Below are 26840 nucleotides of genomic sequence, written 5' to 3' on the forward strand. Positions count from 1 at the left end.
TGGGAGCAAGGCTTGCCCGCGATGAGGGCGGTACATTTGGCATCAACGCAACTGACACACCGCTATCGCGAGCAAGCTTTGCTCCCACAGGGTCGTCCTCAGCAAGCTTCGGCCGAAAAAAAGCCCCGCATCCAATTGAGAGGCGGGGCAAAAATTTGGCTGGTTGCGGCCAACCAAAGGAGCTCGGTTGAGCAGGGCGGATCAGTTGCTGGCGACGGTTTCCGGTTTCCACCCGCCTCCCAGGGCCTTGTAGATCGCGACGATGCCGCGGTACAGCTCCACTTCGGCCTGGGCCTGGGTGTCTTCGGCCGCCAGGCGTTCGCGCTGGGCGTCGAGCAACACAAGGAAGTCCGCGGTGCCTTCGCGGTAGCGGATCTGCGCCAGGTCGGCGGCGGCACGGCTCGATTCGCTCTGGCGGATCAGCGAAATCAGCCGTTGCTGGCGCTTGCCGTAGTCACTGAAGGCGTTTTCCGATTCTTCCAGGGCCAGCAACACTTGCTGTTCGTAGTTCGCCAGGGCGCCGTCTGCCTCGGCGTCGGCACCGCGCAAGCGCGCCCGCACGCTGCCCAGGTCGAAAGCGGCCCAGGTAATGCTCGGCCCCAGCGCCCAGGCATTGGCGGCCGAGGAGCCGATCTGCGAACCACGTCCGGCGGTGAAGCCCAGGAAACCGCTCAGGCTGACCCGTGGGAACAGGTCGGCCTTGGCCACGCCGATGCGCGCCGTGGCGGCGGCCAATTGGCGTTCGGCACTGAGAATGTCCGGGCGCCGTTGCAGCAGTTCGCCCGGGTCGCCGATGGGCAGGGCCTTGGCGATGGCCGGCAACTCTTTCGGGCTCAGGTCCACGCTGAGTTTGTCCGGACGCTCGCCCAGCAACGTGGCGATGCGATTGCGTTGGCGCACCTGTTCGGCCTGCAATTGCGGCACGCTGGCTTCCACCGAGGCCAGGCGCGCATCGGCACGGACCACGTCAAGCTGATCGCCGACGCCGGCATCACGCAGGCTTTCGGTGATCTTGCGTGAATCCTGCTGGTTCTTGAGGTTTGCCAGGGCGATCTTTTCCCGCAGTTGCGCGCCGCGCAATTGTCCGTAGGCGTCCACCAGTTCGGCGATCATGGTCACCTGCAACTGATAGAGATCGGCTTCGGCTGCCTGCTGATCGGCGTCGGTGGCTTCCAGGTTGCGCTGGATGCGCCCGAACAAGTCCAGCTCCCATGCCATGTCCAGGCCCAGGTCGTAACGCTCGGTATTGACCCGGTCGGTGGTCTGCCCCGGGATCTGGCCTTTGCCCAGGTTGCTGCTGGCACGGCTGGTGATGGTCGGCATGGCGTCGTTGCTGGCGTCATCGCGAATCGCCCGGGCGGCCCGCAAGCGGGCGAAGGCCACGCGCAACTCGCGGTTGCCTTCCAGGGAGCGGGTCACCAGCGCGTTGAGGGTCGGGTCGTCGAACTGTTGCCACCAGATGCCTTCGAACCGGGCGCGGTCGAAATTCTTCTGGCCGGCGGCGCCGTCGGTGGCGGTGGTGATAGTCGCCGCCTCCGTTTGCGGGGCCTTGTAGTCCGGGCCCACGGCGCAGGCACTCAGTGCCAGGGCCAGCAGGCTCGGCACAAACACTTTCAAGCTCATTGTTGCGCCTCCAGTTTCAAAGCCCGGGCCGCCTTGCGGGCCTCGCTGCGCTCGACGAAGTTGCGGATCAGTACATAGAACACAGGGGTGAGCAGCAGGCCGAAGAAGGTCACGCCGAGCATCCCGGAGAACACCGCCACACCCATGGCATGGCGCATTTCCGCACCCGCGCCGCTGGAAAACACCAGGGGCACCACGCCCATGATGAAGGCGAAGGAGGTCATCAGGATCGGCCGCAGACGCAGGCGGCACGCTTCGAGGACCGCCGCCAGCGGGTTCATGCCTTCGAGCTGTTTATCCTTGGCGAACTCGACGATCAGAATCGCGTTCTTGCAGGCAAGCCCCACCAGTACGATCAAGCCGATCTGGGTAAAGATGTTGTTGTCGCCACCGGAGAGAATCACCCCGGTAATCGCCGACAGCAGGGTCATCGGTACGATCAGGATCACCGCCAATGGCAGGCTCCAGCTTTCGTACTGTGCCGCGAGCACCAGGAACGCCAGCAATACGCAGAGCGGGAACACGAACAGCGCGGTGTTGCCCGAGAGGATCTGCTGGTACGTCAGGTCGGTCCACTCGTACGTCATGCCGTTCGGCAGTTCGTCCTTGAGCAGTTTCTCGATGGCCTTTTCAGCCTGGCCGGAGCTGTACCCCGGGGCGGCGGCACCGTTGATTTCAGCGGTGATGAAGCCGTTGTAGTGCATCACGCGATCTGGCCCCGAGGTGTCGCTGACCTTGATGAAGGTCGCCAGCGGGATCATCTCGCCACGATTGTTGCGCACCTTGAGCTGGCCGATCTGGTCCGACTCGAGACGGAACTGCTGCTCGGCCTGGACGTTGACCTGGTAGGTACGGCCGAAGCGGTTGAAGTCGTTGGCATACAGCGAACCCAGGTAGATCTGCAGGGTGTCGAAGATGTCGCTGACGGCCACGCCATGGGTCTTGGCTTTTTCACGGTCGATGGCGGCATCGACCTGGGGCACGTTCACGGTGTAGCTGGTGAACAACCCGGCCAGTTCCGGCACGCTGTGGCTCTTGGTGATGATGTTCATGGTTTCTTTATACAACTCGTCGTAGCCCAGGTTGCCCCGGTCTTCGATTTGCAGGCGGAAACCACCGATCGTGCCCAGGCCCTGTACCGGCGGCGGTGGGAAGATCGCCATATAGGCTTCCTGGATCTCCGAGTACTGGCCGTTCAAGGCACCGGCGATGGCGCCGGCCGACATGCTCGGGTCCTTGCGCTCGTCGAAGGGCTTGAGGGTCACGAATACGATGCCGGCGTTCGGGCTGTTGGTGAACCCGTTGATCGACAGGCCCGGGAAGGCCACGGCGCTTTCAACACCCGGTTGCTTGAGCGCCAGGTCCGACATGCGCTTGATCACGTCTTCGGTACGGTCCAGGCTCGCGGCGTCCGGCAATTGGGCGAAGGCCACCAGGTACTGCTTGTCCTGGCCGGGCACGAAGCCGGTCGGGGTGGTGGAGAAACCGAAGAAGGTCAACACCATCAGGCCCGCATAGAGCACCAGGGCGATGCCGCTGCTGCGAATCACTCGAGCGACGGTGCCCACATAACCATGGCTGGCGCGCTCGAAGAAACGGTTGAACGGACGGAACAGCCAGCCACCGAAGAGCTTGTCGAGGAACTTGGAGAAACGGTCCTTGGGCGCGTCATGGCCTTTGAGCAATACCGCAGCCAGGGCTGGCGACAGGGTCAGGGAGTTGACTGCCGAAATCACCGTGGAGATGGCAATGGTCAGGGCGAACTGTTTATAGAACTGCCCGGTCAGGCCGCTGATGAACGCTGCCGGAACGAACACCGCGCACAGCACCAGAGCGGTGGCGATGATCGGGCCGGTCACTTCGCTCATGGCGCGCTTGGTCGCCTCCACGGGGGTAAGGCCCAGTTCGATGTTTCGCTCGACGTTCTCCACCACCACGATGGCGTCGTCCACCACGATACCGATCGCCAGTACCAGGCCGAACAGCGACAGGGCATTCAACGAGAAGCCGAACAGATGCATCACCGCGAACGTACCGATCAGCGATACCGGCACCGCCACCAAGGGAATGATCGAGGCGCGCCAGGTCTGCAGGAACAGGATCACCACCAGCACCACGAGGATCAGGGCCTCGAACAGGGTGTGGACCACTGCTTCGATGGAGCCGCGGACGAAGATCGTCGGGTCATAGACGATGCTGTAGTCCATCCCGGCCGGGAAGCCTTTCTTCAATTCCTCCATCTTCTCGCGAACGTCGTTGGATATCTGGATGGCGTTGGAGCCCGGACGCTGGAAGATCGGGATCGCCACGGCCGGCTGGTTGTCGAGCAGCGAACGCAGGGCGTATTGGCTGGATCCCAGTTCGACCCGGGCGATGTCCTTCAGGCGAGTGATCTCGCCGTTGGCGCCGGAGCGAATGATGATGTTCTCGAATTCTTCCTCGTTCACCAGGCGACCCTGGGTGTTGATCGACAACTGGAAGGCCTGGGCATTCGGCGCTGGCGGGGCCCCCAGGGCACCGGCTGCCACCTGGCGGTTCTGTTCACGGATTGCGGTGACCACGTCGGTGGCGGTCAGGTTGCGCGAGGCGGTCTTGTTCGGATCCAGCCAGACCCGCAGGGAGTAGTCGCCCATGCCGAACAGTTGCACATCACCCACGCCGCCCAGGCGCGCCAGCTCATCCTTGATGTTGAGCAGGGCGTAGTTGGACAGGTAGAGCATGTCGTAGCGTTTGTCCGGCGAGGTCAAGTGCACGACCATGGTCAGGTCGGGCGAGGCCTTGTCCACCGTGATGCCGATCCGCGTCACTTCTTCGGGCAGCTTGGGCTCGGTCCGGGTGACGCGGTTCTGAACCTGCACCTGGGCGTTGTCCAGGTCAGTGCCCAGGGCGAAGGTAATGGTCAGGGTGATCTTGCCGTCAGCGGTGGACTGCGAGGACATGTACAGCATGTTCTCGACGCCGGTGATGGCTTGTTCCAGGGGCGCGGCCACGGTTTCGCCGATGACCTTGGGGTTGGCGCCGGGGAAATTGGCGCGTACGACCACGGTCGGCGGCACGACTTCCGGGTATTCGCTGATCGGTAGCTGGAACAGCGAGATGGCGCCGGCGATCAGGATCAGCAGCGAGAGCACCGCTGCAAAGATCGGCCGGGAAATGAAGAACTGGGAAAATTTCATCTTGGATTCAGTCCCTTAACCGCGTGGGGTCGCAGCGGCCAGTTTGCCTGCCGAGCTGGACGCCGCCTTGGAGGGCGCGACTTGGGGCAGGTTGCTGGCTTCGAGCGCTTTACGTTGTTGGGCCAGGGCGGCGAGGGTCTCGTCGCTGGCCATCGGTATGGTTTCAGGGGTGACCGGCGAACCCGGGCGCGCCCGTTGCAGCCCCTTGACGATGATGGTGTCGTCCTTGCTCAGGCCGCTGCGCACGATACGCAGGCCTTCGATCTTCGGCCCCAACTCGACGGCGCGGTAGGCCGGCTTGTTGTCGGCGTCCATCACCAGCACGAATTTCTTGCCCAGGTCGGTGCCCACGGCTTCGTCGTTGATCAGCACGGCGGCGTAAGTGCCGCTGCCCACCAGCTTCAGGCGGGCGTACAGGCCTGGCGTGTAGGCGCCGTCCTTATTGTCGAACACCGCGCGACCACGGATGGTGCCGGTCTGCGGGTTGACTTGGTTGTCGATGAAGTTCATCTGGCCCAGGTGCGGGTTGCCGTCTTCGTTGGACAGCCCCATGTAGACCGGCGTGGCCTGGCCGCGCTGGCCCTGGCGGGCGAGTTGGGTGTACTTGAGGAAGACACGCTCGTCGGCGTCGAAGTAGGCGTAGACCTTGTCGGTGGACACGACGCTGGTCAGTGGCGTGACATCGGCGGTCACCAGGTTGCCGGCGGTGATTTCCGCCCGGCTGACGCGACCACTGATGGGCGAAGTGACCCGGGTAAAGCTCAGGTTCAGTTTCGCCAGGTCCAATTGCGCCTGGATGGCCGCGGCGGCGGCACGGGCTTCCTGGGCGGCGCTGGTGCGCGAATCCGCCAGCTCGGCGGAAATGGCATTGCTCAAGCGCAGGCGTTCGCCACGCTGGGCTTCGTTCTCGCTGCGGGTGGCGGTGGCGCGGGCTTGGGCCAGTTGGGCTTCGAGACGACGGACTTCAGCCTGGAAGGGGCGTGGGTCGATCTGGAACAGCAGGTCGCCTTTCTTGACCAACGCGCCTTCCGTGAAGGCCACTTCGTCGATTTGCCCGGAAACCCGCGGTCGGATCTCGACGGTTTCCGGCGCTTCAAGGCGCCCGGTGAACTCATCCCATTCGTTGACAGGTTGCTCCAATACCTTGGCCACACTGACTTTGGCCGGCGGCATGGACGCTGCCGTGTCGGGAGTCTTGCCGCAGGCGCTCATCACCAGCACCGCCAGCAGCGCGAGGGGAAAACGCAGTTTTGAAAGTGAATGTTCCATGGATAGCATCCGCCAATGTATTGAGAATGGGCGGATGATGCGTGGCGCAAGGCAGAGGGACGAATCGAATGAAGCAAAGGTAACTATCATTCAGAATGATATAAGCCATCGATAAGGCCTCTAATCCGGCCATGGCGAGGGAGCCTGCTCCCGCTTGAGCGCTCACAAAGAGGGGCCGCTACGGGGAGCAAGCTCCCTCGTCAGAATGATTCAGCCAAGTCTTGGGCGCGTGTGGACTTTGGTCTTTGCCATCAAATGTATTGATGGTCGCGGCCTATCGCGGCAAATAGAGGTCATGGATATGCTTGACTGTCCCATCCGCGTGAAGCGCTTCAACCGCTTCGCGCAAATCCTCGACCATTTTTGGCGAGCATTGCTTCGAGCAGGCCAGGTATAGATCGGCGCTGCTGCCGACCGAGCTCATGAGCAGTTTGCGTTTAGACACCTTCGGCCAGATGTATCGACTCTCCGGTACACCGTTGAACCACGCATCGATGCGCCCCATCAAGAGCAACTGGGCGGGGTTGTCGCCAATGACCAGCGGATAGATCTGTTCATCGCTGAACCCTTCGGTGCGCAGGATATCTTCCTGTGCGCTGCCCAGGCCGACGCCGATCTTGCGGTAGGTTTCCTTCGCTTGGGCAAAGCTGCTCACCCGCCGCTCAAGGCTGAAAAAAGCACGCTCCATAGGCATGATCGAAGCGACCCAGGTGAAGCGATCCTCACGGGTGGGGATGCGCGAGAGGGGCGCGATCAAGTGGTCATGTTCTTCACTGACGTGCTTCTGTGCCCTGGCCCAGGGGAGCACATGGATTTTCACGGTGTACCCGGCCTTGGTCATGGCCGCCACAGCGACATCGCCGACGATTCCGTGGCCCCTGGGGTCGTCGACGAATGTCAGCGGCGGCGCGTCGAGGATATGCAGTTCTATCTCCAAGGGCTCACCGCGTGCGTTGCTGACAACCAACAGCGGTAGCAACAGACAAAGCCTGGACAGCGCTCTGGTGGGTGCATTCAAGACGCGTTTGTTCGGGCTCATGATCAATACTTCAGGCATTGGAAAGTGGTGCGCCATTCAAAGGGGGCGCGGAAACAGCGTCTTGCAGGCCAACGTTTTATGTCATGCAGCGCGTCCGAAGCGGGTTTGCCACAGTCGTTTTATCAGGACACGCCAGTCTGTTGCCTTGGCCTGATTGCGTGTACTTGAGGTATAGATCATCCGGTCGACAAAAACCTTGAGCCTGCGCATGGTTTTTGTTTGTCCGCAAAGAGGTACGATTCATACAGGGTTGGCTCGAGCGCGCTCGGCAATCAATTGCACCAGTATCCCCGCGGGTTCGGTGAGGCTTTGTCGAGGTCGATGGACGAGCCCGACATCACGGTGGAAGGTGTGCTCCGCGAGGTCGAGTGCGCGCACACCCTCTGGCCATTTGTGGTGGGTGGCGGCTTGCGGCACCAGGGCCACACCGACGCCGTTTCCAACCAGCTTGATGATGGCCTCGAGTTCATCCAGCTCGCTGACTTCATGCAAGGCGAAATGCATCTTGCGCAGGAAACGGTCCACCTGCCGGCCACCGAACGACGCCCGGTCATAACGAATGAAGGGTTGGCTGCCAAGTAGTTCAGCCCAGTCATCTCCGGGGAGCGTGCTCGGAACGATCAGTCGATACGGCTCCAGCGCCAGCGTCATCCAGCGCAGATCGTTTTGCAGCGAGAAAGGCGGGCGGATGATGGCGGCCATGTCGATTTCGCCGGCATCCACCAGGTTGATCAACTCCATCGATACGCCAGGAAGGACCCGCGTGCGGCACTGGGGACACTGTTGGTGAAACCTGGCGAGCGCGTCTGGCAGGAAGGAGCGCTGCACCGAAGCGATAGCGCCAACGTTCACCAGGACGCTGGGGGCAAGCCCGGCGGGACTCGCGCCAAGATTGTCGTAAAGGCGCAACAACTCTTGGGCTTGCAAGAGTATTTGATGGCCCATCCGATTGAGATGAGCCGAGCGTCCCTTGCGGTCGAAAATCTCGAAGCCAAGTTCGGCCTCCAGGCGCTGGATCTGTGCGCTGACCGCCGCCTGGGTGAGGCCGATTTTATTGCCTGCGGCAGCGAAAGTACCTTCCCGTGCTACGGCGATAAGGGTCTTGAGTTCTTTGATCATTCACAAATATTAATTGTGTTACTGAGAGAAATACATTGTTTTTCTTGTTTTGAGCCCGGCCTTACGATGGCCCGGTCCTTATAAAAGCAACAGGAGCCATGATGAGCCTTTCTCCCTTCCATCTCGCAATCCCTGTTTATGATCTTCCAGGCGCTCGGACCTTTTATGGCGAGGTGTTTGGGTTGCAAGAGGGCCGCTCCAGCGCCCACTGGGTCGACTTCAACTTCTACGGCCATCAGTTGGTGATCCATGAACAGCCGAAGACCGCTTCCCAAGAGAGCGTCCACAGCAACCCGGTAGATGGGCACGACGTGCCGGTGCCTCACTTCGGCATCATTCTGGGTTGGCAGGAGTGGGAAGCGCTGGCCGAGCGGCTGAAATCCTTTGGTACCGAGTTTGTGATCGAGCCTTACATACGTTTCAAAGGGCAGGTGGGGGAGCAGGCCACGATGTTTCTGTTCGATCCTTGCGGTAATGCGCTGGAATTCAAGGCGTTCAAGGATATGAGCCAGCTCTTCGCTAAATAGAAGAAAGGGGCGTACCGACAGCTTGATAGTGGTTGACTTGTGACTATGTTTATTGCTGGTCACAAGTTGTCAACTATCTTCAGGATGCGTAAGCTGCCCTCATGAACCAGCCCTCAATACCTTCGCCCAGCACTCGCGGCCCCGCCGATCATGATATTCGCGACCAGATTGTCGCGGCGGCCAAAGAGCATTTCAGTCAATACGGTTACGCCAAGACCACGGTGTCCGACCTGGCCAAGGCCATCGGCTTTTCCAAGGCGTACATCTACAAGTTCTTCGATTCCAAGCAGGCGATTGGCGAAGCCATCTGTGCCGGCTGTCTTGCAAGGATCGTGGAGGCCGTGGAAGAGGCCGTCAGCGAGGAAGGGCTCACTTCGACAGAGCGCTTCCGCCGCCTGGTCAAGACCCTGATTACCACCGGAATCGACCTATTCTTCAATGATCGCAAGCTCTATGACATTGCCGCATTCTCTGCATCGGAGCGCTGGCCCAGTTCCCAGCTGTATGACGCTCGGATCAAGCAGTTCGTGGTGCAGGTGGTGCGCGAAGGGCGTGAGAGCGGTGAGTTCGAGCGCAAGACGCCGCTGGATGAAACCGTCGAATCGATCCACCTGACGCTTCGGCCTTTCGTCAATCCTCTGTTGCTGCAGTACAGCCTCGATCACGTCGAGGTTGCCCCGACGCTGACCGCAAATCTCATCCTGCGTAGCCTGATGCCCTGAGGGGATGGCTGCTGACTGCAGCCGTCCCGATTCACACGACTTCCTTGTATTCGGTTGTTACCTGACTGACGGGTCTCTATTTGCCTATTGAGTGACTATTGACATAAATGGTCACATGAATAAATATGACATCGCGTTTCAAGTGGTCCCTTCGATTGCTGTCGCCATCAATCGCGACGCTGTTGCGGACTCACGTTCAGGCCAGTCGGAGGACAGCGATATGACCAGCTTTGCTCAGGTGCTGGCGGAATTTGATCCGAGCGTGCCGTTTGTTGCTCCGGCCAACTGGCAGCAGGGTAGGACGATCTTTGGCGGCCTGTCGGCGGCGTTGTCGTTGGAGGCGGTTCTGCGCGAGCGCCCGAAGGATTTTCCGCCGTTCAAGTCTGCGCAGGTGTCATTCATAGGGCCGGTCACGCAGCCTCAGACTTTCGATACAAGCGTGTTGCGCCAAGGGCGATCCGTGACGTCGGTGTCGGTCGACTGTAAGTCGGGTGATGAGCTGGCGTTGCGCACGACCTTGCTGTTCGCTCAACCACGAGCCAGCAGAATTACCCATGAGGCGTGGGGATGCCCGTTGGTAGAGGGGCCGTCGCGGTGCACCACGCTGGAGCTGGACAACCGCATTGCGCCCGCCTGTGCCTTCAACTTCGAGATGCGCCCCGCAGGCGGTTCGCTGCCGGTGTCCGGTGCGCAAAATCCTGAATTATTGATGTGGGTCCGTCATTTGGATGCCCAAGGGGTGAATCCCGCAGTGGCGTTGATTGCACTGGCTGACAGCCTGCCGCCCGCTGCCATGACGTGCTTCACCGAACCGGCTGCCATCAGCTCGGCGTCATGGACGATCGATCTGCCGCAGCCGGCCGTTACCGGCGAATGGTTCCTCATCAGCTCTTTCAGTCAGCAAGCCTTGGAAGGCTACTCGCTACAGGATATGGAAGTCTGGGACGAAAGCGGTCGGCGAGTACTTTGGGCGCGTCAGACCGTGGCGATTTTCACCTAGCAGAAAAACAAACCGTTCCACCTTTCAGCAATTGTTCCTAGAGTTCTAATAATGAAAAAAATCTTGCTCAAGGCTCCCTTGGGGCTCGCCGTTGCGCTTGCAACTTCCCAGGTATTGGCAAGCGGCTTCGCGCTGAATGAACAAAGCATCAGCGGGATGGGCTTGGGCTTTGCCGGGCGCTCCTCCTCAGCTGAAGATGCAAGCACGGTCTTTGGCAATCCGGCGGGCATGTCTCGCTTGAAGAAAGAGCAGGTCAGCGTGGGGGCTGCGACACTGTTTGCCAAAGGTGATATCAGCCAGACCCGCAGCACCTTCGGTGGCCGGGAAGACGGCGACATGGTACCGACCACCACGATACCGATGGGTTACTACGTCAAGCCCGTCGATGAGCACTGGGCGTTCGGCGTTGGCTTCTACGTGCCGTTCGGTCTGATTACCGATTACGGCAGCGATTTTGCCGGACGCTACTACGGCAACAAAAGCGAAGTGACGACGCTGACCTTCCAACCCACCGTCAGCTATGCCTTCAACGACAAGGTGTCGATCGGGTTCGGTCCGACTATCAACCGGATCAGCGGTGAGATCTCCGGGATGGTGCCCAACCCTCTGAGCCCCGGCAGCAACGATGGGAAGCTGAAAAGCAACGGTGACGATACGGCGCTTGGCTTCAACGCCGGCATCCTGGTGCAGGCCACGGACCAGACCCGCCTGGGACTGACCTATCACTCCAAGGTCAGTTATCACCTGGACGCCAAGTCCAAGCTCACTGGCGGTATTTTCAGCGTAGTAGGGGTCAGCGGGCGTAGCTATGACTCGTCGCTGGATGTGGACCTTCCAGAGTCGGTTGATCTCTCGCTTACCCATCAACTCAATGACGATTGGACGCTGTACCTGGGGAGCACCTGGACGCGCTGGAGTCGCTTCAAGGAGCTGACCATCGAGAACTCAGGCTTGCCGCCTCTGCTCAGTGGCGCGCTGGGCACTGTCACTGAAGAAGAGAACTGGCATGACACCTGGGCTCACGCGATCGGTGCGGCGTACAAGCTGAACAACCAGTGGGTGCTGCGAGCAGGTTTGACGGTCGACCAGTCGCCGGCCAACAACACCAACCGAGGACCGCGTATTCCGACGGGGGACCGGAAGATTCTGAGCTTCGGTGCGGGCTGGACGCCGGTGGAAGATGTCACGATCGACGTGGCTTATTCCTACTTGCAGGAAGAGAGCGTGCGAGTCGATCAGTCCTCTGCGGCTCGCGGGTCATACAGTGCCAAATACCGGAACAGTGCCAGCGGTTTCGGTACTTCAGTCACCTATCGGTTCTAACGCAACATGGCTCGGACCGGGAGCCAGCGCGGCTCCCGGTCTTGGCCAAATCCCAACTCAGGCACCCATGACATTGGCCATCAGGCGTTGGTGCAGCCAGCGTGGTGTAGCCCAAGTCAACACCGTGAGCGCCTTGTTGCCGAAACCGGGCACGACACTCATGCGTCCGGCTTGCAGGGCGCGGATGCCGGCACGAACCACTGGCTGTGGTTGCATCATCACCATCTTCAACGCTGGGGTGATTTTCTGACTGGCGCTCTGCGCAAACCCGGTGTCCGACATACCCGGGCACAGCGCGGTCACGACGACGCCGTCGCCCTTGAGTTCCTGATGCAGCGCCTCGGAGAAGCGAAGCACGTAGGCCTTTGCCGCTGAATAGACCGCGAAGTTCTTCACCCCCTGATAAGAAAGCAAGCTGGCGATCTGCAAAATGTGGCCGCGGCGGCGGATGCGCATGTCTTCCGCAAACAGGCGCGTCATGGTGGTCAGGCTGGCGATGTCCAGATTGATCATTGCCAGGGATTGGTCAATGGCGTGGTCCACGAACGGGCCCTGCAATCCATGGCCGGCGTTGTTGATGAGCACATCAACCGCAACACCCTGTTGAACCAGCCGTTTGTGCAGTTCGATGACTGCCGGGATCGAAGACAAATCGACTTGTTCGTTGATTACCTCGATGCCGAAACGCTCACGCAGTTCTTTCGATAGCGCTTCTAGCTTGTCGAGTCTGCGAGCCACTAGAACGAGGGATTTTCCCTGTACTGCATATTGCCGGGCGAACTCCTCGCCAAAGCCGCTGGAAGCACCCGTGATGAGCACCCAGGAATTCTCGTTGGTTTTCATGTGGCTGGACTCCGGTTGTAAGGATTGAAACAACAGTGAATGTGATTGCCTCATCGCGAGCAGGCTCGCTCCCACAGGGAATGGGTGCTAATCCTGTGGGAGCGAGCTTGCTCGCGATGAAGGCCTGGTGTTCATGTCAGGTCATCGGCTCGCTACGGGCTGTGCTGGCTGCGGCGCTTGCCAGCCACCACCGAGGGCCTTGAACGCCGCGACCGCCGCGCGCGCTGATTCGGTCCGTGCCTGCGCCCGGGCATCGGATGCCTGGAGCAGCGTCTGGTCGGCATTGAGCACATCGATCAGACTGGCCGTGCCTTTCTGATAGGCAATAAAGGACGACTGGCGAGCCTCGCTCAGTGACGCTTCGCCGGCGGTGAGCGTGGTGGCCTGGGATTCTCGGTTCACCAGCGCGGAGAATGCGTTCTCGACATCCTCGGTGGCCCGAAGCGCCGACTGGCGGTAGGCAGCCAGCGCTTCGGCTTCCTGTCCCTTGGCCTGGTCGATCTGCGCGTTGATCCGGCCAAAATCGAACAGCCTCCAGCGCAGACCCAGCGCCCCCGACGCCTGGCTGGCGCCGCCGGAGAACAGGTGTCCGGCCGATACGGCCGTGGCACTGCCGAGCAACCCGCTGAGGGAAAATTTCGGGTAGTACTCGGCGATGGCTTCGCCGATGCGGGCATTGGAGGCGGCGAGACGGCGTTCGGCGACAATGAGATCCGGCCGGCGGCGCAACAGATCAGCCGGCGTACCCATCCCGCTGATTTGTGGGGGCAGGGGAATCCTGCCGGTCTCGGCCACTTGCTGGCGATGGGTGCCCGGCGGTGTGCCGAGCATGACATCCAATGCATTCATGGCGGCATCCAGGCCGGTCTGCAGGACGGGCACCGTTGCCTGGACCTGAGCAAGTGCACCCTCGGTCTGGCGGACCTGATAGCTGGCAGCGAGGCCTTTGCTGTAGAGCAACTGGACTTTCTCCAGCAGGTCCTGCTGGGTCTTGACCTGGCGATTCGCAATGTCCAGCCGCGCTTGCAAGCCGCGCAGGGTGATGTAGATGTCAGCGGTCTGCGCGGCGACGGCCAGTCTCGTGGCGGCGGCACCGGCCTCGGAGGCCTGGTACTCGGCCAATACAGCTTCGCGTCCGCGTCGCAGGCCACCAAAGACATCGAGTTCCCAGCTTGCGCCCAGGTCCAGCTCGTAGCTGTTCCCATATCGATCAAAACCAGGGTTCGAATCGAGCACCTGGCCCAGCGGCGTCTCGACCGATTGATAAGCGCGTGCGGCCTGGCCACTGACAGTTCCCGAGGGCAACAGGGCGGCGTTGGCCGCGCCAAGGCCGGCCCGTGCCTGGGCAACGCGTGCGGACGCCTGGGCGAGGTCAAGATTCTGCTCCAGGGCCTTGGCGATGAAATCACTCAGCATCGGGTCGCCAAACCCCTCCCACCAGGTGGTGAGGCTGGCTTGTGTTGTGCCGCTCCTTTGCTCGATAGAAGACTGGCCCAGGAAACGATCCGAAAGCGCGGCGTCCGGGCGCTGATAGTCCGGACCGACTGCGCAGCCGGCCATCAAACTGGCGCTTACTAAAAGAGCAAGGGGGCGGAGAGGTGGCATCGAGGTTTCCTCAGGATCGTCATTTGTGACCATGTTATAGATTGGTCACATGCTGTCAATCGGTAAAGGAGCTGCCTTCATTTATCGATTGGTCCATGTTTACAGAGTGTTGTTTGGATAAGGAGTCTTCTAGAAACGAAACTCTGATTTGTGACCATTGACAGTATTGGTCACGAGCGTAAGAATGAACTCCCAGTCCTCTGCTCAATAAAGGGAACCTATGATCTGGCTCCGACCTGTCGCCCTTGCCGCTTGCTTGTTACCTCTCGTCCTCACGGCATGTGGCGAGTCATCCAACGCCACCGACCCACGCACGCTTGCCCCGCTGGTCAGGGTCGCGCAAGTGCAGGGTTCGTCAGCCAGCGCTCGCTCTTTCACCGGCGTCGTGGCGGCACGGGTCCAGAGTGACCTGGGCTTTCGTGTTTCCGGCAAGGTGCTGGAACGGTTGGTGGATGCCGGCCAGACCGTTAAAAAAGGCCAGCCTTTGATGCGCCTGGATCCGATCGATCTGGGATTGCAGGCGCGAGCCCAGCAAGAAGCCGTTACGGCCGCGCGGGCGCGGGCCAAGCAAACCGCCGATGATGAAGCTCGATATCGCGAGCTGGTGGCCGCCGGGGCGATTTCGGCGTCGGGTTACGACCAGATCAAAGCCGCAGCCGACACCGCCAAGGCCCAACTCAGTGCCGCCGAGGCGCAGGCCGACGTGGCCCGCAATGCGTCCGGCTACGCGGTGCTTGTCGCCGACGCCGACGGCGTGGTGATGGAAACGCTGGCCGAGCCGGGGCAGGTCGTCAGCCCCGGCCAACCGGTGGTTCGACTGGCGCGAGCCGGGCAGCGCGAAGCGGTCGTGCAACTGCCCGAGACCCTGCGGCCCACCGTCGGGTCCGGTGCGCAAGCGACGCTGTACGGCAGCTCCAACGGGGCCGTCACCGCGAAACTGAGGTTGCTGTCCGATTCGGCTGACCGGGTGACCCGTACCTTTGAAGCGCGCTATGTGCTCGAAGGCGCACTTGCCAATGCACCGTTGGGTTCGACCGTCACCCTGCGCATCGCCGAAGGCGCGACCCAGGGGCAGGTGGTACAGGTGCCGATCGCTGCGTTGTACGACCCGGGCACCGGCACCGGCGTATGGGCCATCGACGGCGAACCGGCAAAAGTCACTTGGCGTCCAGTGCAGGTCCTGGGCTTGAGCGACGACGCAGCACGTGTCACGGGTCGCCTCAATGTCGGCGAACAGATCATTGGCTTGGGCGCACATCTGCTGCGTGAAGGCGAGCCCGTCAGGCTGCTTCCACAAAACGATGTGAAGGTCGCCGGGAGCCGCCAATGAGCCTCAATCTTTCAGCCCTCGCGGTGCGCGAGCGCTCCATCACGGTGTTTCTGATTTTTCTGATAGCTGTCGCCGGGACCCTGGCCTTCTTCAAGTTGGGTCGCGCAGAGGATCCGCCGTTCACGGTCAAGCAATTGACCGTCATCACGGCCTGGCCGGGCGCGACGGCGCAGGAGATGCAAGACCAGGTCGCCGAGCCCCTGGAGAAACGCCTGCAAGAATTGAAATGGTACGACCGCTCGGAAACCTACACCCGACCGGGCCTGGCGTTCACCATGGTCTCGCTGCTGGACCGCACGCCGCCTTCGCAGGTGCAGGAAGAGTTTTATCAGGCGCGCAAAAAGCTCGACGACGAAGCCACCAAGCTGCCGGCGGGCGTGATCGGGCCATTGGTCAACGACGAGTACTCGGACGTGACGTTCGCGCTTTTCGCCCTCAAGGCCAAGGGCGAGCCGCAGCGCCGGCTGGTGCGTGACGCCGAGGTTCTGCGCCAGCGCCTGTTGCATGTGGCGGGGGTGAAGAAGGTCAACATCATCGGCGAGCAGGCCGAGCGCATTTTCATTTCCTTTTCCCATGACCGGTTGGCGACTCTGGGTGTATCTCCCCAGGACATTTTCGCCGCCCTGAACAGCCAGAACGTGCTCACGCCCGCCGGTTCCATTGAAACCAATGGGCCACAGGTTTTCCTGCGGGTGGATGGCGCCTTCGACAAGTTGGAAAAAATCCGTGACACACCGCTGGCTATCCAGGGCCGCACCTTGAAGCTCTCGGACGTGGCGACGGTTGAGCGCGGTTATGAAGATCCGGCCACCTTCCTGGTGCGCAACAACGGTGAAGAAGCGTTGTTGCTGGGCGTGATTATGCGCGAGGGCTGGAACGGCCTGGACCTGGGCAAGGCGCTCGATGCAGAAACAAGCAAGATCAATGCAGGCATGCCGCTGGGCATGACGCTGACCAAAGTCACTGACCAGGCAGTGAACATCAACTCGGCGGTCGACGAGTTCATGGTCAAGTTCTTCGTCGCGTTGCTGGTGGTGATGGTCGTGTGCTTTATCAGCATGGGCTGGCACGTCGGGATCGTGGTCGCGGCGGCTGTACCCTTGACCCTGGCCATCGTGTTCGTGGTGATGGCAGCCACTGGCAAGAACTTTGACCGGATCACCCTCGGCTCACTGATCCTGGCCCTCGGGTTGCTGGTGGACGACGCCATCATCGCGATCGAAATGATGGTGGTGAAAATGGAGGAGGGCTACGACCGGATCAAGGCCTCCGCGTATGCCTGGAGCCACACGGCCGCACCGATGCTGTCCGGTACGTTGGTGACGGCGATTGGCTTCATGCCCAACGGCTTCGCCCAGTCCACTGCCGGCGAATACACCAGCAACATGTTCTGGATCGTCGGCATCGCGCTGATTGCCTCCTGGGTGGTCGCGGTGGCGTTCACTCCTTACCTGGGGGTGAAAATGTTGCCGGACATCAAGAAGGTCGAAGGCGGGCATGCGGCCATCTACGACACTCCGCGCTATAACCGCTTCCGGCGGATCCTGACGCGGGTCATCGCCCGTAAATGGCTGGTGGCCGGCACGGTCGCCACGCTGTTTGTCGTGTCCATCATGGGCATGGGCCTGGTGAAGAAACAGTTCTTCCCGACCTCGGACCGCCCGGAGGTGATGATCGAAGTGCAGATGCCCTATGGCACCTCCATCGAGCAGACCAGCGCCACCACCGCCAAGGTCGAGGCCTGGCTGCAAAAGCAGGCGGAAGCCAAGATCGTCACGGCCTACATCGGGCAGGGCGCGCCGCGCTTCTTCCTGGCAATGGCCCCGGAACTGCCGGATCCATCATTCGCCAAGATCGTGGCGCTGACCGACAGCCAGGATGCACGGGAAACCCTCAAATTCCGTCTGCGCGAAGCGGTCGCCGAAGGGCTGGCCCCGGAGGCTCGGGTCAGGGCAACGCAAATTGTCTTTGGTCCGTACTCGCCCTTCCCGGTGGCCTACCGGGTGATGGGGCCTGACCCGTCGAAACTGCGGGAGATCGCCGCTCGCGTCCAGGACGTCATGCAAGCCAGCCCGATGATGAGGACCGTCAACAGCGACTGGGGGCCGCTGACGCCGACGCTGCATTTCAACCTGGATCAGGATCGCTTGCAGGCGGTCGGCCTGACCTCCAGTGCCGTCGCCGAGCAACTGCAATTCCTCCTGGCTGGGGTGCCGATCACGGCGGTACGCGAGGACATCCGTTCGGTGCAGGTGGTGGGACGCGCCGCCGGCGATATCCGCCTCGATCCGGCCCAGATCGAAGGCTTCACCTTGGTGGGGGCGGCGGGGCAGCGGATTCCGCTGTCTCAGGTGGGCGAAGTGGACGTGCGCATGGAGGATCCGATCCTGCGCCGACGTGACCGGACCCCGACTATTACCGTACGCGGCGACATCGCCGAAGGCCTGCAACCGCCGGACGTATCGACAGCCGTCATCAAGCAACTGCAACCGATCATCGACACGCTGCCCGATGGTTACCGGATTGAGCAGGCGGGGGCCATCGAGGAATCCGGCAAGGCCGGCCAGGCCATCGTGCCGCTGGTGCCGATCATGATTGCTTTGACGCTGCTGATCATCATCCTCCAGGTACGTTCGATCTCGGCCATGATCATGGTGTTCTTCACCGCACCGCTGGGGTTAATTGGTGTGGTGCCGACGCTATTGATCTTCAATCAGCCGTTCGGGATCAACGCCTTGGTCGGCCTGATCGCACTCTCGGGCATCCTGATGCGCAACACACTGATCCTGATCGGGCAGATCCATCACAACAAACAGGAAGGCCTGGACCCGTTCCACGCGGTCATCGAAGCCACGGTCCAGCGGGCCCGCCCGGTGCTGCTGACGGCGCTGGCAGCGATCCTGGCGTTTATCCCGCTGACGCATTCGGTGTTCTGGGGGACGCTGGCCTACACACTGATTGGCGGCACGTTCGTTGGCACGATCATGACACTGGTGTTCCTGCCGGCTATGTATTCCATCTGGTTCAAGATCCGTCCGGCGAAGACCGTGCAAACTGAAACAGTCAAGTTGGCATAACCGATCAATCGCTTGCCGCTCCAGTGGGCGACTACAGACATGAAGAGGTTTCTATGAGTATTCCAGCAGGTCAAACACGTATCGTGGTTACGGGCGTCGGCGTTGTCAGCCCCCTGGGTTGTGGCGTAGAGGAGGTCTGGAAACGGCTGCTGGCCGGCCGTTCCGGGATCCGTAGCCTGCCCGAAGTGTTCGCCGAGGGCACCGGCGTCGCGGTCGGTGGTCAGGTGCCGACCCTGGAAGAGGATCCCGTTGCCGGTTACGACCCGGAGCGCTTCATCGCGCCCAAAGACCGCAAGAAAATGGACCGCTTCATCGAGTTCGCCCTGGTAGCGGCGCAAGAGGCCCTGGACCAGGCTGGCTGGCATCCTACTGAAACTGCCGACCAGGAGCGGACCGCGACAATCGTTTCATCCGGCGTGGGTGGGTTTGGTGCGATTGCCGATGCCATACGCACCACTGACTCTCGCGGGCCGCGTCGACTGTCACCGTTCTCTGCGCCGGCATTCCTCGCCAACATGGCGGCCGGGCACGTTTCCATCCGCCACGGCCTCAAGGGCCCGCTGGGCGCGCCGGTCACCGCTTGCGCTGCCGGGGGCCAGGCCATTGGCGATGCGGCGCGGATGATCAGGAGCGGGGAGGCGGACATCGCCGTCTGCGGTGGCACCGAGGCGGCGATCGATCGTGTGACCCTGGGTTGCTTCGCGGCGGCCCGCGCACTGTCCACCGGTTTTGCCGAGCGCCCGCAAGAGGCCTCGCGGCCCTTTGATCGTGATCGCGACGGCTTTGTCATGGCCGAGGGCGCCGGGTTGCTGGTGATCGAGTCGCTGGAGCACGCCCTCGCTCGTGGCGCCAAGCCCCTGGCGGAGCTGGTGGGTTATGGCACCAGCGCTGATGCCTATCACCTGACGGCGGGCCCGGAAGACGGCAATGGCGCTCGGCGTGCGATGGAGCAGGCGCTGCGCCAGGCTTCTGTCAGCCCCTCGGACGTGCAACATATCAACGCCCACGCGACGTCCACCCAGGTCGGCGATAGCGGGGAGCTGGCCGCCGTTCGCTCGGTGTTCGGCACGGACTCCGGTGTGGCGATTACCTCTACCAAATCCGCTACCGGGCACCTGCTGGGCGCGGCCGGGGGCATTGAAGCCATCTTCACGGTGCTGGCGCTGCGTGACCAGGTCGTACCGCCCACGCTGAACCTGGTTCATCCTGACGAGGCTGCTGCGGGGCTTGATCTGGTAGGCCTGAAGGCCAGGAAGATGCCGATTACCCATGCGCTCTCCAATGGATTTGGGTTCGGTGGGGTCAATGCCAGCGTGTTGTTTCGTCGTTGGGAGGTGTGAGTGTGGGTAGTTGGGGGCGGTGTGTATATCCGTAGCTGCGGTAACGGCCGCTTATGGTTCCGCGCTTGCGGCGGCTCACTTCGAAATGCCGGCCCTGGGAGCTGATCCACCGCTATCGAGAGCAAGCTCGCTACCAGGCTTCCTCAACACAACCTCGACGTAATCGCATGACCCATACCCGTTACGCCAATTTCCCTTAAGAACCGCCCAAACGTGCCGATACAGCGCGGTAGATCCGATTGTGCGGGCGCTCCGGTGGTGTCCCGCCGAAAGATATTCCAGGCGCTCACGCACCTGTGCCCTTGTGATTTTTCAGGTTTGATCAGAATCGGACCTCAGGTAATGAACCATGTCAGCCCTCGCCAGGACCGAACTGGAAGGCGCCCTTGCCGTTTGCAAAGGTAGTTTTCTTTCCGTTGTTTTTTTCAGTTTTTTCGTCAACTTGCTGATGCTGGTTCCTTCGTTCTACATGCTGCAGGTATATGACCGCGCGGTAGGGAGCGCCAGCCTGTCGACGCTGTTGATGCTGACCCTGATCATGTTGCTGTTGATGATCACAATGGGAGGGTTGGAGTGGGTCCGTTCGCGGATCATGGTGCGGATCAGCACTCGCCTGGACACGCTGCTGAGCCAGCGTCTGTTCGACGCCAGTTTCAAGCAGGCGCTCAATACCAGTGGCATGAATGCCACGGCCCAGCCTTTGAGCGACCTGAACGGTTTGCGCCAGTTCCTGACCGGCAACGGCCTGTTTGCGTTTTTTGACGCGCCGTGGATCCCGATCTACCTGGCTGTCATGTTCATGTTTCATCCCTGGTACGGCTGGATGGGGGTCGTGAGTGCAGCGTTGCTGGGCGCGCTGGCCTTTGCCAACGAAAAGCTTACCCACTCACCGCTGCAAGCGGCCAACCGCGAACAGATGGCGGCCACCGCCTTCACCAACAAGAGCTTGCGCAATGCCGAAGTGGTGCAGTCCATGGGCATGCTTGCCAGCCTGCGCCAGCACTGGAGTGGGCGAATCCACAAGGTCCTTGTGCTGCAAAGTCTGGCCAGCGACCGCGCCGCAACCATGACGTCGGTTTCCAGGACATTCCGGCAGATCGTTCAGTCGCTGGTGCTGGGCCTGGGCGCCTATCTGACGATCAATCACGAGATTTCGTCCGGACTGATGATTGCCGGCTCGATTTTGCTAGGGCGCGCGCTGGCGCCTATCGATCAGTTGATCGGCGTATGGAAAGGCTTTCTGGGGGCCCGCTCGCAATATGCCCGGCTGCACGAATTGCTGCTCAAGATTGCCGCCGAGCCTGAACGCATGTCGCTACCGGCTCCTGAGGGGGCGATTCGCGTCGAGGGCCTTTCGGTCGGATCCCCCGACGCTCGCAAGCCGATTATTCGCGGCGTGGGCTTTCAGGTCGCCGCGGGCGAAGCAGTGGGCATCATTGGTCCCAGCGGCGCCGGAAAGTCGACCCTGGCCAGGGCACTGCTCGGCGTCTGGCCAAGCCTGGCCGGCACCGTACGTCTGGACGGCGCGGACATCCGCCAATGGCGTAGGGAGGAGTTGGGGCCGTACCTCGCTTGATGTAACGGTTTCGGGCCCTGCGGGAAAGAATTCAGGGCCCGGAACCGTTTCCGTTCAAGCGCGAACAAGCGTCCTCGCCACGAGTTCGTCGACTGCCTTATTAATTCGTTGATTTCATGCGCACTGATTCATTCAAGTGTTGGAGCAGTGCTGCCGTCGGTATTATTGATGTCGATCAGCATCAAAAATATTGACCGTTACGATTATGATCATCATCATAAGGCTGCCGGTCGATGATCCAGGACCCCAGTTGCGATCTCTGACCGGATAACGTCGATAACCGGAAGGACATTCATGATGATCAACAAACGCGTAGCGTTAGTGACCGGCGCTTCATCCGGTATCGGGGAAGCCATTGCGCACAAGCTCGTGGCCGCAGGCTACAGCGTCTACGGCACCAGTCGACGAGGCGGGCAGGCGGGGCAGCGGGGGTTCCCACTGTTGGTGCTAGATGTTACCGACGATGCCAGCGTCGAAGCTGCCATTCACGAGTTGCTGACGTTGGAGGGGCGCATTGATCTGCTGGTCAACAATGCCGGCTTCGGCATCGCGCCCGCAGCAGCGGAGGAGAGTTCTGTCGAGCAGGCCAAGGCCCTTTTCGATACCAACTTCCACGGCATCGTACGCACGACGCGCGCGGTGGTGCCGCACATGCGACGCCAGGGTGCCGGCCGCATCATCAACATCGGCTCAATCCTCGGCGTCGTGCCTGTTCCTTACGCAGCCCTCTATTCAGCCAGCAAGCATGCGGTGGAAGGTTATTCGCAAGCGCTGGATCACGAATTGCGCACCCACGGCATCAGGGTCACCGTCGTCGAGCCCGGCTATACCAAGACTCAATTCGAGAGCAACAACCTCCAACCCGATGCCAAGCTCGACGTGTACGAAGACATTCGGATAAAGGTGACGAAAGTGGTGAACCAGGCCATGGCGACCGCCGACGGCCCCGACGTGGTGGCTGAGGTGGTACTCCAGGTCGCGCGTGCCGAGCATCCGAAGTTGCGCTATACCGCTGGCAAAGCGGCCGGCCAGTTGCAGTTCATGCGCAGCTTCGCTCCGGCGCGCTTGCTGGACACGGGCATCCGCAGGGCGCTGCAGCTCGAAACCAAACGGCCTTCTCAGGCACACTGACTCGGCCTGGCCATACCCGTTGCCGTGTCTGTTGCATCTGCAGGGCAGCGATGACGATCCGTTTGAACGAACAGGACAAAAACCATGACATTCAAGGCGCTGCTCACGACCAAAACCGGCGAAGCGATCTCGACCCATCTGGTCGACTTCAAGGACGAGGACCTGATGCCCGGTGACGTCACTGTCGCGATCAAGTTCTCGACCGTGAACTACAAGGACGCCATGGCCCTCAGCGGACGCTCCCCCGTCATTCGCCAGTTTCCGCTGATTCCGGGCATCGACTTCGCCGGTATCGTCGAGACGTCCAGCCACCCGGGGTTCGAGGCCGGCGACCGTGTGCTGGTCAACGGTTGGGGGCTGAGCCAGACCCACCACGGTGGTTTTGCGCAGAAGGCGCGGGTGAGCGGTGACTGGCTGGTAAAGATCCCTCAAGTATTCTCGACCCAGGCGGCCATGGCCATCGGCACCGCGGGCTACACGGCGATGCTCAGCGTCCTGGCATTGGAGCATGGCGGGCTGACCCCTGATCGAGGCGATATCCTGGTCACCGGTGCCAGCGGTGGCGCCGGCTCGGTGGCTATCGCACTGCTGTCGGACCTGGGCTATCGAGTGATCGCCTCGACCGGACGGCTAGAGGAGGGCGACTACCTGCGCGACCTTGGGGCGACGCAGGTCATCGACCGCAACACCTTGTCGCAGCCGGGCGCACCGATCGCCAAGGAACGCTGGGCTGGCGTCATTGATTCGGTGGGCAGTCACACTCTGGCCAATGCCTTGGCTCAAACCCAGTATCGCGGCGTTGTCGCTGCCTTCGGCCTGGCCCAGGGCGCGGATCTGCCTGGCTCGGTGCTGCCTTTCATCCTGCGCAACGTGACCCTGGCCGGTATCGATTCGGTCAACGCTCCGCAAGCGGTGCGCCTGCAGGCATGGTCGCGACTCGCCCAGGACCTTGATTTGAGCAAGCTGACCCGCACCACCCAAATGGTTGGGTTGGCAGAGGTGCCGGCCGTTGCCGCTCGAGTACTGGAAGGCAAGGTGCGCGGGCGCACTGTCGTGGACGTGAACGCATGAACAATGCTTCCCGCGCCTTCCGCTACCTGACGACTTTTTCGGCACTGTTGTTTTTCGTGTTGGCGGCCATCTGGCTGTTCGCGCCGGCCGCGTTGCTGGCCAATTGGGGTGTGGTTTTCGATGGCGGTGTCACGGGATTGGTAGGCCGGCGTGCGGCACCGCTCTACGCGGGCATTGGGGTTGCGCTGTTGTTGGCCCGCAATGCGCCGCCGTCGCCAGGACGAACCGCCGTGGTGGCGGGGTTCGTCACTACGTGCTCGCTGCTGGCGTTGCTGGGGCTGGTCGAATGGGCCATGGACAATGTCGAGTCGGGCATCTTGCCGGCGGTGCTGGTCGAAGTTGCCCTGGCGCTGGCGTTCTTGTTTGTCGCAGGTGCTGAAGGAAGGGCCAAGACTCACTGGTAAACATCTGAGGGTGAGCCCCACCAGCCGGCCCGGGGCAGGCCGATGGTCAGGATACCTTGGGCGTCCGCTTAGGTGCTCTGGGCTTTGAATGACGCTTGGGGGCTGTGACATGGTCTTGCTGGCCGAAGGCGTTTTTCCCGAGCTCGGTCTCCAGTTAGGGCTCGGGTTCGAGGACGAAGATATGGTCACCCAGTGAGCGCACCAACTCCCGTGGAATCGAGGCACGATAGCCGTCGTTCGGTTGTCGCGCCTCTGGCACTCGACGGGGCGCAAGTATTTGCGCAGATCAATTTTTTCTCCTCCGTAGGAGCTCGTGTGGCTGAAGGCGCGAGGTGGACCCATGTTCATGGTGGGGCCACCGGAGAAGGGGTGGGTAAACACCAGGGCGAACTCGAGTTTTTCTGCGCACTGCAGCGCCGTTTCCTCGAGGTAGATCATCTGGAAATGAGCCTGTGCCGCGCCGGCCAAGCCAGTGAGTGTCGTAGCGGCAAGGGCCTGGAGCAGTGACAGTCACAGCATACGGCGCAGGACGTCGCTTCGAGGGTCCCGGTCGAAGAACCGGTGCTTGAGGGCGCCGGCAATGTGCACCACGATCAGGCCGAGGAGGGTGTAGGCGAGCACTTTATGCAGCCATTGGAAGACAGCGAACCAGTCGTCATTCTTGCCCAGCAGCTCGGGAAGGTTCACCCCAAAAAAGAACACCCCGTCACTCATCGTGTAGGTGCTCGACATCGAATAGCCCATCAACGGCACGATCACCAGCAGTGCATACAAAGTACGGTGCGCAAGCCTTGACGAAACTCTTTCATACCGGGCCAGTGTCTCTGGTGGCTGCGGCAGCCTGGGAGTGCGCACCCGCAGGGTGATCTGAATCAGGGCCAGCAGAAACGCCAGCACCCCAAAGGATTTGTGCCACGGGTAGTAGAGCTCATATTTGCTCGCCACTTCGTCATCGAGCCCGGTCATGTGCCAGCCTGCCCAGAGGAGGCCGGCGATGAGCACGGCACGCACCCAGTGCAACATACGCAGGGACGTCGGATACCGATCAACTGTTGTTTGATTTACCGGATTCATCGCGGTCTCTCCATCGATCATCAAGGCATCGGAATGCACGTTTGAACGGCCACCCTCTACGACACAGGGGCTTGGAGGGTGGTCCGGTCAGTGCGGTTTTTTGTTCTCAGCTGGGTAGCAGTACGGTGATGACTTTCTCCTCGGTATAGGCCAACGCGCCGCCAAACCCGCCTTCACGGCCAACGCCGCTGGCCTTGACGCCGCCCCAGGGCAGGTTGGCGTCCAGCGGGCTCCAGCAGTTGATGCCCACGGCGCCGACCTTGACCGCCGCGGCGACGCGGTGGGCTCGCACCAGGTCGCTCGTCCAGACCGTGGCCGCCAGGCCGTAGGTGGAGTCGTTGGCCAGTGCGATCGCCTCATCTTCGCTGTCGAATGTGATCACCGTGCCGACGGGACCGAAGATCTCGTCCCGGGCGATCGCCATGTCATTGCGGGCGTTGGCGAAGATCGTCGGCCGGACAAACCAGCCCCGCTCAGGGCTCGATACGCCGCCGGCCAACAGGGTGGCACCTTGGTCGATGCCCAGTTGGATGTAACGGTTGACGCGATCCCATTGCGCCTTCTTGGCCACCGGTCCCATTTGTACGTCGGGTTGGCGAGGATCGCCGACCTTGACCGCTCGCGCGGCATCCGCAAGCGCCGCGGCGAAGCGATCAGCGATGTTGCGTTGGACCAGGATGCGCGAGCCAGCCGCGCAGATCTGTCCCTGGTTGGCGAACAGGCCGAGCGAGCAGCCGAACAGCGCGTCCTCGAACGAGGCGTCGTCGAAGACAATCTGTGGGCTCTTGCCGCCCAGCTCCAGTGCCACGTGCTTGAAAAGTACGCCAGCGGTGCGCTGGATTTCGCGTCCGGCCTCGGGGCTGCCGGTGAAGCTGATCTTGGCAACGTGCGGGTGCTCGCACAAGGCGCGCCCCACCTCGTTGCCGTAGCCGGTGACCACGTTGATCACCCCGTCAGGAAAGCCCGCTTCCTGAGCCAGCGCCGCCAGGTGCAGGGCAGACTGTGGCGTCTCTTCCGAAGGCTTGACGATCACGGTGCAGCCGGCTGCCAGCAAGGTGGCGAGCTTCCAGACCGTGATCATCAGCGGCGAGTTCCAGGGAACGATGGCGCCGACCACGCCCACCGGCTCGCGGACCGTGTACGAGAGGGCCTTGGTACCGAAGTAGCCGCCGGTGGGAATGGTGCGGCCCTCCAGCTGATTGGCCCAGCCAGCGGCGGCGCGCAGGTTGGCGATAGCGTTGGGGACGTCCAGCCGGCGCGGCTCGATCGGTGAGCGCCCGATGGCATTGGCGTCCAGGTCCGCCAACACATCGGTGTCGCGCTCCACCAGGTCCGCCAGCTTCGACAACAGCCGGCCACGCTGGGCGCCGTCGAGCTGGCTCCAGGCGCCACCCTCAAGTTGGGTGAGTGCCGCTGCTACGGCGCGGTCCACGTCCTCGGCGGTGCCGCGCGCGCAGCTGCCGTAGATCTGTTCTGTCACGGGGTCGACGAGTGTGATGCGACGGCCGTCGGAGGCCTCGAAGGACGCGCCTTCGATGAAGTGGTTCAAGTGTTGAGTCATCTTGCAGTCCCTGAGTGATGTGGAATAGTC

At 61.7% G+C, this 26840-nt stretch carries 20 protein-coding genes and 1 pseudogene; 12 read left to right on the plus strand and 9 right to left on the minus strand.

Going from position 1 to position 26840, the window contains the following annotated elements:
• Positions 1-201 precede the first annotated feature (201 nt).
• The 5 genes from ACMTA2_RS16300 to ACMTA2_RS16320 all read right to left on the minus strand — a co-directional run bounded on the left by ACMTA2_RS16300 (position 202) and on the right by ACMTA2_RS16320 (position 8226).
• The gene (locus tag ACMTA2_RS16300; RefSeq protein WP_413790810.1) at positions 202-1623 is read right to left on the minus strand and encodes an efflux transporter outer membrane subunit; all 1422 of its coding nucleotides are present in this window, start codon (positions 1621-1623) and stop codon (positions 202-204) included.
• Complete coding sequence (locus ACMTA2_RS16305; protein WP_413790811.1) at positions 1620-4799, minus strand: efflux RND transporter permease subunit; 3180 nt, start codon at positions 4797-4799, stop codon at positions 1620-1622. The genes ACMTA2_RS16300 and ACMTA2_RS16305 overlap by 4 nt, the downstream gene beginning before the upstream one ends.
• 15 nt (positions 4800-4814) lie before the next feature.
• Positions 4815-6068 carry a multidrug efflux RND transporter periplasmic adaptor subunit MexE gene (gene mexE, locus ACMTA2_RS16310; protein ID WP_413790812.1) on the minus strand — a complete coding sequence of 418 codons (1254 nt, stop codon included), beginning with the start codon at positions 6066-6068 and terminating at the stop codon, positions 4815-4817.
• Between the two features lie 274 nt (positions 6069-6342).
• Positions 6343-7107 carry a substrate-binding periplasmic protein gene (locus tag ACMTA2_RS16315; RefSeq protein WP_413790813.1) on the minus strand — a complete coding sequence of 255 codons (765 nt, stop codon included), beginning with the start codon at positions 7105-7107 and terminating at the stop codon, positions 6343-6345.
• A gap of 240 nt (positions 7108-7347) precedes the next feature.
• Complete coding sequence (locus tag ACMTA2_RS16320) at positions 7348-8226, minus strand: LysR family transcriptional regulator (RefSeq protein ID WP_413790814.1); 879 nt, start codon at positions 8224-8226, stop codon at positions 7348-7350.
• A 101-nt stretch (positions 8227-8327) separates the two neighbouring features.
• Here ACMTA2_RS16320 and ACMTA2_RS16325 point away from each other — a divergent pair, with 101 nt between their 5' ends.
• From ACMTA2_RS16325 to ACMTA2_RS16340, 4 genes are all read left to right on the plus strand, one after another.
• Complete coding sequence (locus ACMTA2_RS16325) at positions 8328-8753, plus strand: VOC family protein (protein WP_413790815.1); 426 nt, start codon at positions 8328-8330, stop codon at positions 8751-8753.
• A gap of 101 nt (positions 8754-8854) precedes the next feature.
• Positions 8855-9475, plus strand: coding sequence for a TetR/AcrR family transcriptional regulator (locus tag ACMTA2_RS16330; protein WP_413790816.1), 621 nt, complete (start codon positions 8855-8857; stop codon positions 9473-9475).
• A gap of 115 nt (positions 9476-9590) precedes the next feature.
• Positions 9591-10475 (plus strand): thioesterase family protein, encoded by an 885-nt coding sequence (locus ACMTA2_RS16335; RefSeq protein ID WP_413790817.1) that lies wholly within the window; start codon positions 9591-9593, stop codon positions 10473-10475.
• 51 nt (positions 10476-10526) lie between these two features.
• Entirely contained in the window at positions 10527-11798 is a 1272-nt protein-coding gene (locus ACMTA2_RS16340) for an OmpP1/FadL family transporter (protein ID WP_413790818.1), read from the plus strand.
• A 57-nt stretch (positions 11799-11855) separates the two neighbouring features.
• Here ACMTA2_RS16340 and ACMTA2_RS16345 read toward each other — a convergent pair whose 3' ends face one another.
• Positions 11856-12641: an SDR family NAD(P)-dependent oxidoreductase gene (locus ACMTA2_RS16345; RefSeq protein WP_413790819.1), complete on the minus strand. Its 786-nt coding sequence runs from the start codon at positions 12639-12641 to the stop codon at positions 11856-11858.
• A 141-nt stretch (positions 12642-12782) separates the two neighbouring features.
• Positions 12783-14246, minus strand: a complete 1464-nt coding sequence (locus ACMTA2_RS16350) for an efflux transporter outer membrane subunit (protein ID WP_413790820.1) — start codon at positions 14244-14246, stop codon at positions 12783-12785.
• 220 nt (positions 14247-14466) lie between these two features.
• Between ACMTA2_RS16350 and ACMTA2_RS16355 the strand changes: the two genes are divergently transcribed.
• The 8 genes and pseudogenes from ACMTA2_RS16355 to ACMTA2_RS16390 all read left to right on the plus strand — a co-directional run bounded on the left by ACMTA2_RS16355 (position 14467) and on the right by ACMTA2_RS16390 (position 24682).
• Positions 14467-15576 carry an efflux RND transporter periplasmic adaptor subunit gene (locus ACMTA2_RS16355; RefSeq protein WP_413790821.1) on the plus strand — a complete coding sequence of 370 codons (1110 nt, stop codon included), beginning with the start codon at positions 14467-14469 and terminating at the stop codon, positions 15574-15576.
• Positions 15573-18653 (plus strand): efflux RND transporter permease subunit, encoded by a 3081-nt coding sequence (locus ACMTA2_RS16360; RefSeq protein ID WP_413790822.1) that lies wholly within the window; start codon positions 15573-15575, stop codon positions 18651-18653. Before ACMTA2_RS16355 ends, ACMTA2_RS16360 begins: the two co-directional genes overlap by 4 nt.
• Before the next feature lie 53 nt (positions 18654-18706).
• A complete protein-coding gene (gene fabF / locus ACMTA2_RS16365) occupies positions 18707-19993 on the plus strand; it encodes a beta-ketoacyl-ACP synthase II (RefSeq protein ID WP_413790823.1) in 1287 nt (428 codons plus the stop codon).
• Between the two features lie 349 nt (positions 19994-20342).
• Positions 20343-21563: pseudogene (locus ACMTA2_RS16370) on the plus strand (type I secretion system permease/ATPase); the annotation flags it as partial.
• A 303-nt stretch (positions 21564-21866) separates the two neighbouring features.
• On the plus strand, positions 21867-22700 hold the full coding sequence (locus ACMTA2_RS16375; protein WP_413795669.1) for an oxidoreductase: 834 nt from the start codon (positions 21867-21869) through the stop codon (positions 22698-22700).
• Between the two features lie 84 nt (positions 22701-22784).
• Positions 22785-23771 (plus strand): acrylyl-CoA reductase (NADPH), encoded by a 987-nt coding sequence (gene acuI / locus ACMTA2_RS16380; protein ID WP_413790824.1) that lies wholly within the window; start codon positions 22785-22787, stop codon positions 23769-23771.
• On the plus strand, positions 23768-24175 hold the full coding sequence (locus ACMTA2_RS16385; RefSeq protein ID WP_413790825.1) for a hypothetical protein: 408 nt from the start codon (positions 23768-23770) through the stop codon (positions 24173-24175). Before acuI ends, ACMTA2_RS16385 begins: the two co-directional genes overlap by 4 nt.
• Positions 24176-24544: 369 nt before the next feature.
• Positions 24545-24682 (plus strand): hypothetical protein, encoded by a 138-nt coding sequence (locus ACMTA2_RS16390; RefSeq protein ID WP_413790826.1) that lies wholly within the window; start codon positions 24545-24547, stop codon positions 24680-24682.
• Between the two features lie 3 nt (positions 24683-24685).
• Here the strand turns inward: ACMTA2_RS16390 and ACMTA2_RS16395 are convergent, their stop codons facing one another.
• On the minus strand, positions 24686-25249 hold the full coding sequence (locus tag ACMTA2_RS16395) for a cytochrome b (RefSeq protein ID WP_413790827.1): 564 nt from the start codon (positions 25247-25249) through the stop codon (positions 24686-24688).
• Positions 25250-25355: 106 nt separating this feature from the next.
• Entirely contained in the window at positions 25356-26810 is a 1455-nt protein-coding gene (locus ACMTA2_RS16400; protein WP_413790828.1) for an aldehyde dehydrogenase family protein, read from the minus strand.
• Between the last annotated feature and the right edge of the window lie 30 nt (positions 26811-26840).

It is taken from the genome of Pseudomonas medicaginis (assembly GCF_965119365.1).
Lineage (GTDB): Bacteria > Pseudomonadota > Gammaproteobacteria > Pseudomonadales > Pseudomonadaceae > Aquipseudomonas.